Source organism: Acidovorax sp. Root267 (assembly GCF_001429215.1).
Lineage (GTDB): Bacteria > Pseudomonadota > Gammaproteobacteria > Burkholderiales > Burkholderiaceae_C > Acidovorax > Acidovorax radicis.
Window position 1 is genome coordinate 466,817 of the sequence record NZ_LMJC01000029.1, and the last position, 10,810, is coordinate 477,626.

The window sequence follows — 10,810 nt, forward strand, 5'->3', positions numbered from 1 at the left end:
GGGGCAATCGGTTGAAGCGTGGTGCAACTACTGTACAAGCGGTGAGTCGGCCGCGTCCAGTGCCACGCCTTCCACCACGGCAGCGCCCGCCAGCAATTGCAGGTACTGGCGCAGCGCATTCACCCAGGCCTGCTGGCGCAACGTGAGCGCAATGGCCTGGCGCACTTCTTCAAACGAAGGCTGCTGCCCGGGGTCGCGCGCCACCACCTCCACCACATGCAGGCCAAACCGGCTGTGCACCAGGCGTGCCAGCACACCGATCTCCGCGCTGCCAAACACCTCGCGGGCGAATTCAGGCGCACAGTCGGCGCGGGTCAGCCAGCCCAGATCGCCGCCTTGCTGGCCGCTGGGGCAGTTGGACCACTGCGCTGCCGCTTCGGCAAACTTGGCGCCACCGTCGTCCGCACAGCGCAGGTCAATCAGCATGGCTTCGGCACGCAGGCGCAGCTGCTTGACGTCCACGCCGGGCGTCACGGCAAACAGCACGTGGCGCAGCTGGGCCCGCTCACCATGGGCGTGTGCCGCAGGGTGGGCATCGTGGTAGCGGCGGCAGGCTTCTTCCGATGGGTCGGGGATGGGCAGCTCGCGCTCCAGCAGTTGCTCGATGGCATTCGAGGCCTTGGTGCTGATGGCCCCTTCAACACCCGGCACATCGTCCTGTGCCAGCAAGCCGCCTTGCTGGGCTGCCTGCCGCAACAGCTCGGTGCAGGCACGCTGGCGCAAGGCTTCATCATCCAGCCACTCGGCCGTTGAATTCAATGCCACGCCGTTGATGCGCGCCACCGGGGCCTGCCCCATGGGCTGAGGGGTTGCCATGGCGGGCGCATCTGCCATGGCAGTCGCTCCTACCGTGGCGGAGAGCGCCTCGTAGGCGGCCGTTTGCTCGGGGGAAAGCGTGCTTTGGGGGGCGCTCTGGCTGGTTGCGCTGGTGCCGCAACCGCAGCTACCGGTTCCACATCCGCTCATGGTGTGCTCCTTGGGTGGTATGAATTCAAACGCCACGGCGGTCTTGCGACTGCATGTGGCCGGGTGGCAGATTCAGGCGGCGCGCACGCACCACCTGGTAGGGGCGCAGCACATAGGCCAGCGAGGCAAAGCCACTCCACACATGCACCAGGCGGGTGAAGGGGAACACCAGGAACACCGTCATACCGAGCAGCATATGGGCCTTGAACACCCAGCCGCTATCGGCCAACAGTTCGACACCACCGGAGCGGAAGGTGACCACGCGCTGCCCCCAGTCGGCCAGCTTCATCATCATCGAACCGTCCAGATGCTGCGCAGACAGTGGAATGGTGGCCAGACCGAGGACCAGCTGCAGCCACAAAAGCACGAGGATAAGGATGTCGCTCGTCTTGGAGGTTGCGCGCAGGCGGTCATCCGACAGGCGGCGGTGCAGCAGCAAGGTCAGGCCCACGAGCGCCATCAGGCCCGCGATGCCGCCCATGGTCATGGCCACGATCTGCTTGGTACCTGCGGTGAAGAACGGCCCGTACCAGGCGTGCGGCGTGAGCATGCCCACGAAGTGCCCGAAGAACAGGAAAATGACGCCCACATGGAACAGGTTGCTGCCCCAGCGCAGGCTGCCGGTGCGCAGCATCTGCGACGAGTCGCTCTTCCAGGTGTACTGGTCCCGGTCAAACCGGATCCAGCTGCCGACAAAAAACACCGTGAGGCACACATAGGGATAGATACCGAACAGGAGGGTGTTGATCCAGGCATCGAGAGTCATAGCGCTGCTCCTTCAGGTGCCCGCTCGGCGCGGGGGGTACGAACAAAATGCAGAGGTTGTGGCTGGTCCGGCTTGGACTGGCCCTGGGTGCTGCAACCGCCAAACGCCTCGGGCTCGGCCCAGACCTCGTCCATCGGCGGCTCGGGGGTCAGCGCTACCGACTGCACGCGCTGGCCCGACACTTCGAGCACCGCAGCAATCACGCTGGCATAGGGGCTGTTGCGTGCCACCAGCGCACTGAACAGCGCGTTCAGGATGTGGGCCATCTCGCCCAAGAACTCCTTGGCCACTTCCACAGGCTGGGTGGAGGCGAACTCCAGCACCACCGGCAGGTGGTCGGGCAGTTCGTCGGCTTCGAACTTCAGGCCTGCTTTGTCGTAGGTCTGCAGCAGGTCGATAAGCGCCGGGCCCCGGTCGCGCGAGTCGCCGTGCACATGCTCGAACAGATGCAGCGAGGTCTGACGGCCCCGGTCGAAGTTGTCCACATAGCGGGCTTCGGCTTCGAGCGGGTCGAGTGCAGCCAGGTGCTCGCACACAGCCTTCAGTTCATTCATGCGATCGGCTGTCAGGGCCTGCTCTGCCTGCAGGGCGTCGATGAGCTGCGGCATCACGCTGCGCAGTTGCGCATCGGGGTAGCTCAGCAGGTAGCCCAGGGCGCGCAGGGTCAGGCGCACGGAGGTCGGGTTCTTTTTGAACATGGTGATTCCTTTGCCTGAGCTTCAGACCGTGGCTTTGATCGGGATCGTGCGGGGCTTCTTGCCGCCGAACATGCTGGTCTCGGTGGCGCCATCGGAACAGCCGTTGCCAAACGAGAATCCGCAACCACCCCGAATGTCGAACGCGTTTTCGGCATATTCGCGGTGGGCCGATGGGATGACAAAGCGGTCCTCGTAGTTGGCAATCGCCATCACGTGGTACATCTCCTCGACCTCGGCCATCGACAGGCCCGCCTGCTTGAGCACACCCAGGTTCTGGCGCTGCTCCACATGCTTGTCGCGCTGGTAGGTGCGCATGGCCAGCATGCGCTCCAGCGCCCGTACCACAGGCCCGGTGTCGCCGGCGGTCAGCAGGTTCGCCAGGTACTGCACGGGGATGCGCAGCTGCGACACATCCGGGATGTCGCCATTCACACCCACATGGCCCGCGTTGGCTGCGGCCGTGATGGGCGAGAGCGGAGGCACATACCAGACCATGGGCAGCGTGCGGTACTCGGGGTGCAGCGGCAGGGCCACCTTCCACTGCACGGCCATCTTGTAGACCGGGCTGTTGCGGGCGGCGTCCATCCAGCTGTCCGGAATGCCGTCGATGCGCGCCTGGCGGATCACATCGGGGTCGTTCGGGTCCAGGAAGATGTCGAGCTGCGCCTGGTACAGGTCGCGGTCGCGTTCCACGCTGGCGGCTTCCTGGATGCGGTCTGCGTCGTACAGCAGCACACCCAGGTAGCGGATACGGCCCACGCAGGTTTCCGAGCACACGGTCGGCTGGCCCGCTTCGATGCGGGGGTAGCAGAAGATGCACTTCTCGGCCTTGCCCGATTGCCAGTTGTAGTAAATCTTCTTGTAGGGGCAGCCGCTGACGCACATGCGCCAGCCGCGGCACTTGTCCTGGTCGATCAGCACGATGCCGTCTTCCTCGCGCTTGTAGATCGAGCCGCTGGGGCACGATGCCACACACGCCGGGTTCAGGCAGTGCTCGCACAGGCGCGGCAGGTACATCATGAAGGTGTTCTCGAACTGGCCGTAGATGTCCTTTTGCACATCGTCGAAGTTCTTGTCCTTGCTGCGCTTGCTGAACTCGCCGCCCAGGATTTCTTCCCAGTTCGGGCCCCACTCGATCTTCTCCATGCGCTTGCCGGTGATCAGGCTGCGCGGGCGGGCTGTGGGTGCGGCCTTGCTCTCAGGCGCGGACTGCAGGTGGTCGTAGTCGAACGTGAAGGGCTCGTAGTAGTCGTCGATCTGCGGCAGGTTGGGGTTGGCGAAGATGCGCATGAGCAGCTTCCACTTGCCGCCCTGGCGGGGGGCGATGGAGCCGTCCGGGTTGCGCACCCAGCCGCCGTTCCACTTGTCCTGGTTTTCCCATTCCTTGGGGTAGCCGATGCCGGGCTTGGTCTCGACGTTGTTGAACCAGGCGTATTCCACGCCCGGGCGACTAGTCCAGACGTTCTTGCAGGTGACCGAGCAGGTGTGGCAACCAATGCACTTGTCCAGGTTCAGCACCATGCCGATTTGTGCGCGAATTTTCATCGTGTTTCTCCTTGTCTTCGGCTTCAGGCGTGGGCTGCCGTGCTGGACACGGGCTCGTCGTCGAGCCAGTCCACGCGGTCCATCTTGCGCACCAGCACGAACTCGTCGCGGTTGGTACCAATGGTTCCGTAGTAGTTGAAGCCGTAGCTCAACTGCGCATAGCCGCCAATCATGTGGGTGGGCTTGAGCACAATGCGCGTGACCGAGTTGTGGATGCCGCCGCGCGTGCCGGTGATCTCGGAACCAGGGGTGTTGATGATCTTCTCTTGCGAGTGGTACATCATCACCATGCCGGGGTTCACACGCTGGCTCACCACCGCGCGGGCTGCAATCGCGCCGTTGGCGTTGAAGAGTTCGACCCAGTCGTTGTCCACGATGCCGGCGCTCTTCGCGTCGTCCTCGCTCAGCCACACCACCGAGCCACCCCGGTTGAGCGTGAGCATCATCAGGTTGTCGCTGTACGTGCTGTGGATGCCCCACTTCTGGTGCGGCGTGATGAAATTGAGCGCGATCTCGCGGTTGCCATTGGGCTTCTTGCCTTCGACCTCTTCCAGCGTCTTCAAGTGCACGGGTGGGCGGTAGCTCACGAAGCCTTCACCAAAGTCACGCATCCACGGGTGGTCCTGGTAGAACTGCTGGCGGCCCGTGAGGGTGCGCCATGGGATGTACTCGTGCACGTTGGTGTAGCCGGCGTTGTAGCTGACCTTTTCGCTTTCCAGGCCCGACCAGGTGGGTGAGCTGATGATCTTGCGTGGCTGCGCCTGGATGTCGCGGAAGCGGATCTTTTCGTCCTCGCGGTGCAGCGCCAGGTGCACGTGGTCGCGCCCGGTCTGCTTGCCCAGAGCCTCCCAGGCCTTGCAGGCCACGTGGCCGTTGGTCTCAGGCGCCAGCATCATCACCACTTCGGTGGCATCGATGTCGGTGACGATGCGGGGCATGCCCTGCGTCACGCCCTCTTCCTTCACGCGGCCGTTCAGGTCACCGAGCTGGCCCACTTCGGTCTGCGTGTTCCAGCCAATGCCTTTGCCGCCGTTGCCCGCCTTGTCCATCAGCGGGCCCAGGGCCGTGAAGCGCTTGTAGAGGTTGGGGTAGTCGCGCTCGACCACGGTGACCTGCGGCGCGGTCTTGCCGGGGATGAGTTCACACTCGCCCTTCTTCCAGTCGCGCACGCCATATGGCTGGGCCATTTCACCGGGGGTGTCGTGCATGATGGGCGTGAGCACCACGTCCTTCTCGACGCCAAGGTGGCCCACGCTGACCTCGCTCACGGCCTTGGCGAAACCCTTGTAGATCTCCCAGTCGCTCTTGGCCTGCCAGGCAGGGTCCACCGCCGTGGACAGCGGATGGATGAAGGGGTGCATGTCACTGGTGTTGAGATCGTTCTTCTCATACCAGGTGGCCGTGGGCAACACGATGTCGGAGTACAGGCAGGTGGTGCTCATGCGGAAGTCGAGCGTGACCAGCAGGTCCAGCTTGCCCTCGGGCGCATTGGCGTGCCACTGCACTTCCTCGGGCTTGGCTTCGTCCTTGCCCAAGTCTTTGCCCTGCACGCCGTGGGTGGTGCCCAGCAGGTGCTTGAGGAAGTATTCGTGCCCCTTGCCCGACGAGCCCAGGATGTTGGAGCGCCACACGAACATGTTGCGCGGCCAGTTGGCAGGGTGGTCCGGGTCTTCGCAGCTCATCGTGAGGCTGCCGTCCTTGAGCGACTGCACCACGTAGTCCTTGGCATCCATGCCCTTGGCAGCGGCATCCTTGGCCACCTGCATCGGGTTGGTCTTGAGCTGGGGGGCCGATGGCAGCCAGCCCATGCGCTCGGCACGCACGTTGTAGTCGATCTGTGCGCCGTGGTAGGCGCGCTGGTCGGCCAGGGGCGACAGAATCTCTTCCATGCCCAGCTTTTCATAGCGCCACTGGTCGGTGTGGGCATAGAAGAAGCTCGTGCTGTTCATCTGGCGCGGTGGACGGATCCAGTCCAGCGCAAAGGCCAGCGCCGTCCAGCCCGTCTGTGGGCGCAGCTTTTCCTGGCCCACATAGTGCGCCCAGCCGCCGCCGCTCTGGCCGATACAGCCGCACAGCATCAGCATGTTGATGATGCCGCGGTAGTTCATGTCACTGTGGTACCAGTGGTTCATCGCCGCGCCGATGATCACCATGGACTTGCCATGGGTCTTGTGCGCGTTGTCGGCGAACTGGCGGGCTACGGTGATGATCTGCTCGCGCGGCACACCGGTAATTTTTTCTTGCCATGCGGGCGTGAAGGGGCGGTCAGCGTCGTAGCTGCCACCTGGTTCTTCGCCCGGCAGGCCGCGGTCGATGCCATAGCTGCCGGCCAACAGGTCGAACACGGTGGCCACCATCACGCGGCCCTGGGCTTCGTAGCCTTCCAGTTCCAGGTGGGTGACGGGTACGCGGCGCACCATCACGTCACCGCCTTGTTCATTGGCCGTGAAGTTGGGCGTGGCTACACCACCAAAGTACGGGAAGCCCACATCAGCCACATCGTGCGCCTGCTCGCCGTCTTCAATCACCGAGAGCTTGAGCTTGACGGTGTTGCCGGTGCGTGCTTCTTTGTTCTCCAGGTTCCACAGACCCTGGTCGGGGCGGCCGTCCGCCCCCCAGCGAAATCCGATGGAACCATTGGGCAGCGTGACCTGGCCCAGTTCGTCGTAGCCCACGGTCTTCCAGTCGGGGTTGTTCGACTGGTCGAGCTTGTTCGGAAAGTCGCTGGCGCGCACATAGCGGTCGGGCACCATCACCGTGCGGCCATCGGGCAGCTTCTTTTCCTTGAGCACCACCAGGAGCGGCAGGTCGGTGTAGCGGCGCGCGTAGTCGTCAAAGTACGCGCTGCGGCCCTTGCCGCCGTCCTTGAAGTAGAACTCGTTCAGGATCACATGGCCCATGGCCATGGCCACGGCGGCGTCCGTCCCCTGCTTGGGGTGCATCCACAAATCGCCCAGCTTGGCGACTTCGGAATAGTCGGGCGTGATGGACACGACCTTGGTGCCCTTGTAGCGCACCTCGGTCAAAAAGTGCGCATCGGGCGTGCGCGTCTGGGGCACGTTGGAACCCCAGGCAATGATGTACGAGCTGTTGTACCAGTCGGCCGACTCGGGCACGTCGGTCTGCTCACCCCAAACTTGCGGACTGCTCGGGGGCAGGTCGCAGTACCAGTCGTAAAAGCTCATGCACACGCCACCAATCAGGCTGAGATAGCGGCTGCCCGCGGCGTACGAAATCATCGACATCGCAGGGATGGGCGAGAAGCCGATGATGCGGTCCGGCCCGTGCTTCTTGATGGTGTACACGTTGGCCGCAGCGATCATCTGGTTCACTTCTTCCCAGGTGCTGCGCACGAAGCCGCCCAGGCCCCGTTGCTTTTGCCATTCGCGTTTGGAGGCATCGTTCTCGACGATGCTGGCCCAGGCGTCCACCGGGCTCTTGGCGAGGGCAATGGCAGCGCGCCAATGCTTGAGCAGGCGGCCACGCACCATGGGGTACTTCACGCGGTTGGCGCTGTACAGGTACCAGCTGTAGCTGGCGCCGCGCGCGCAGCCACGGGGCTCGTGGTTGGGCAGGTCGGGCCGGGTGCGGGGGTAGTCGGTCTGCTGGGTTTCCCAGGTGACGATGCCGCCCTTGACGTAGATCTTCCAGCTGCAACTGCCCGTGCAGTTCACGCCGTGCGTGCTGCGCACGATCTTGTCGTGCGCCCAGCGGTCGCGGTAGGCGTCTTCCCAGGTGCGGTCTTCACCGTTGGTTTCGCCGTGGCCTTGGGCAAAGGTCTCGCGGGGCTGCGAGAAGTACGAAAGGCGATCGAGGAAATGGCTCATCGGGGGCTCCTTTTTCTGTTCTGTCCAGGGGTGATCAGCAAGGCATCTCGGCATGCTTGCGTGCGTAGTACCACCAGGTGATCACGATGCAAACGAGATAGAAAGCGAAAAATGTCCACAGCGCCGCATGGGGGCTGCCAGTCAGGGCAATCGAGCTGCCATAGCTTTTGGGGATGAAGAACCCGCCATAGGCGGCCATGGCGGCGGTGAAGCCCAGCGTGGCAGCGCCCAGCGTGTTGCCTTCCTTGTTGGCCTGGGCCACGGCGGCGGTGTTGCGGGGGTCCACACCCCGCATGGCTTCGGTCAGGAAAATCACGGGGATCATGCGGAAGGTGGAGCCGTTGCCGATGCCGGTGGTGAGGAACAGCACCAGGAAGCACACAAAGAAGCCTGCAAACTGGCCTTCGTTACCCGCCGAGGGCAGGAAGAACGTGACACCCACCACCGCCATGGCCATGACGATGAAGTTCCACAGCGTGACGCGCGCACCGCCAAGCTTGTCGGCCATCCAGCCGCCAAACGGGCGGATCACCGCACCCACCAGTGGGCCCAGCCAGGCGTAGGCCAGGGGGTTCACGCCAGGGAACTGGCTCTTGATGAGGAGCGGGAATCCTGCGGCATAGCCGATGAAGGAGCCGAAGGTGCCGAGGTACAGCACGCACATCAGCCAGTTGTGCTTGCGCTTGAAGATGGCGGCCTGGGCGGCGAACGAGGCGCGCGCGTCGGCAATGTCGTTCATGCCGAACCAGGCGGCCAGCGCCGTCAGCGCAATCCATGGCACCCAGATGAAGGCGGCGTTCTGCGTCCACACCTGCACGGTCTGGCCGTTCTTCACAATGGTCTGGCCTTCGCCGCCAAAGATGCCGAAGATGCCGGCCGTGACCACCAGCGGGCTCAGGAACTGCACCACCGACACGCCCAGGTTGCCCAGGCCCGCGTTCACGCCCAGCGCCGAGCCCTTGCGCTCCTTCGGAAAGAAGAAGCTGATGTTGGCCATGCTGGAGCTGAAGTTGCCGCCGCCCAGGCCGCACAGCAGCGCCAGGATGAGCATGGTGGGGTACGCGGTGGTGTTGTCCTGCACCGCAAAGCCGATGCCAATCGCAGGGATCAGCAGCGAAGCGGTGGAGATCGCCGTCCAGCGGCGCCCACCCACGAGCGGCACCATGAACGAGTAGAAGATGCGCAGCGTGGCGCCCGAGAGCGCGGGCGCTGCCGCCAGCCAGAACAGCTGGTTGGTCGAATACTTGAAGCCCAGGCCTGGCAGGCTCACTGCGACCACGCTCCAGACCTGCCAGATGGCAAAGGCCAGGAACAGCGCGGGCACCGAGATCCACAGGTTGAGCTTGGCGACGGCTTCGCCTTCGCGCTCCCAGAAGGACTTGTCCTCCGGGGTCCAGAGGGTGAGCAGGCGCCCCTGGCGCCCGCTGTTGGTGGTGGCAGACATGGTGAGGTTTCCTTGAAAAATCAGCGGGTGGCAGGCTGTGCGACAGCGCCCTGCGAGCCCATGAGACGGGTATTGCGCACTTCGGTGAAGTACATCCAGATGAGCGAGACCCACACCACGCCATACATCAACATGAAGGCGCTGGAGCGGATGCCGGTGAGGTCCATGAGCGCACCAAACAGGATGGGCAGGATGAAGCCGCCGAGGCCACCGGCCAGGCCCACGATGCCGCTGATGGCACCGATGTTCTTGGGATAGTCATCGCTGATGTACTTGAAGACACTGGCCTTGCCGAAGGCCCACGAAATGCCCAGCAGGAACATCAGGCCGGTGAACGCGTAGACGTTGAGACCCAGGTGGAAGGTCTTGGGGCCGTTGACGGTGAGGATGGTGAAATCGGTCTGTGGGTAGCTCAGCAGGAACAGGCAGATCCAGCTCACCCACATCACCCACCAGGTCACACTGTGGGCGCCGTACTTGTCGCTCAGCATGCCGCCGATGGCGCGCAGCACACCGCCCGGCAGCGAGAAGCAGGCCGCCAGCAAAGCCGCCACGCGGATGTCGAGACCAAACTCGCCCACGTAGTACTGCACCATCCACAGCGACAGCGCGACGTAGCCGCCGAACACGATGCTGTAGTACTGGCAGTACTTGAGCACCTTGGGGTCCTTGAGCGCCTTGAGCTGGTCGGTGAACTTGACGCTGCTGGGCACCAGGTGGGCCGGGTCGCTGTAGCTGAAGAGCCAGAACAGCACCACGGTGCCCAGCATGATGGCCGCATACACCTGCGGCACCATGGTCCAGCCAAAGGCCACCAGCAGCACCGGAGCCACGAACTTGTTCACGGCTGCGCCCGAATTGCCCGCGCCATACACCCCCATGGCCGTGCCCTGGCGGTGCTTCGGAAACCAGCGCGCCACATAGGGCGTACCCACCGAAAACGAGCCACCTGCCAGGCCCACAAACAGGCCGATGGTGAGAAAGTGCCAGTATTCGGTGGCGTAGCCCATCATCCAGATGGCAGGCACGGTGGTGGCCATCACCGCAGTCATCACGATGCGGCCACCGAAGCGGTCGGTCCAGATGCCGAGCGGCACCCGCACCAGCGAGCCCGTGAGCACGGGCATGGACATGAGCAGCCCGAACTGCGTGGAGTTCAGGTTGAGCATCTTCTTGATGGGAATGCCGATGACGCCGAACATCATCCAGACCATGAAGCAGACGGTGAATGCGAAGGTGCTGACGATGAGCACCGACCAGGCCTGGCGGGTGCGCTGTGGGCTGTCGCCCGGGGGCAAAATGGTGTGTGCCATTGCGCGGTTCCTCTTCTCTTTGCGTATGGCGGTATCGTCCCGCTTTGGGCACGCACTGCCTATCCTTCGCAAGGACACCTGGGGCGCGGCAGAAGGACTAGTCCGGGCCTACGCCACCGCACCGGCCCATCGTCCGAAAGAACTATGGATGGATGACCAGGCAGGCGCGCGCAGCGGCGGGCCGGTTCGAGAGAGGAAATACAGGGGAGGGACGGAGCACCAAGGCCCGCGGGCGCAACGCTGCAGCGGCG

At 63.9% G+C, this 10,810-nt stretch carries 7 protein-coding genes; all 7 read right to left on the bottom strand.

The features are described 5' to 3' along the window. Positions 1–27: 27 nt before the first annotated feature. Positions 28–834, bottom strand: coding sequence for a peptidylprolyl isomerase (locus tag ASE39_RS18500; RefSeq protein WP_057272078.1), 807 nt, complete (start codon positions 832–834; stop codon positions 28–30). A 157-nt stretch (positions 835–991) separates the two neighbouring features. Beyond that, entirely contained in the window at positions 992–1,732 is a 741-nt protein-coding gene (gene narI, locus ASE39_RS18505; protein ID WP_057272079.1) for a respiratory nitrate reductase subunit gamma, read from the bottom strand. Then, positions 1,729–2,430 (bottom strand): nitrate reductase molybdenum cofactor assembly chaperone, encoded by a 702-nt coding sequence (gene narJ, locus ASE39_RS18510; protein ID WP_057272080.1) that lies wholly within the window; start codon positions 2,428–2,430, stop codon positions 1,729–1,731. The genes narI and narJ overlap by 4 nt, the downstream gene beginning before the upstream one ends. Positions 2,431–2,451: 21 nt before the next feature. Further along, the gene (narH, locus tag ASE39_RS18515; protein WP_010463003.1) at positions 2,452–3,975 is read right to left on the bottom strand and encodes a nitrate reductase subunit beta; all 1,524 of its coding nucleotides are present in this window, start codon (positions 3,973–3,975) and stop codon (positions 2,452–2,454) included. A gap of 23 nt (positions 3,976–3,998) precedes the next feature. Then, entirely contained in the window at positions 3,999–7,802 is a 3,804-nt protein-coding gene (locus ASE39_RS18520; protein ID WP_057272081.1) for a nitrate reductase subunit alpha, read from the bottom strand. Positions 7,803–7,836: 34 nt separating this feature from the next. Then, the gene (locus ASE39_RS18525) at positions 7,837–9,246 is read right to left on the bottom strand and encodes a NarK family nitrate/nitrite MFS transporter (RefSeq protein WP_010463005.1); all 1,410 of its coding nucleotides are present in this window, start codon (positions 9,244–9,246) and stop codon (positions 7,837–7,839) included. Between the two features lie 20 nt (positions 9,247–9,266). Next, entirely contained in the window at positions 9,267–10,559 is a 1,293-nt protein-coding gene (locus ASE39_RS18530; protein ID WP_057229561.1) for a nitrate/nitrite transporter, read from the bottom strand. Between the last annotated feature and the right edge of the window lie 251 nt (positions 10,560–10,810).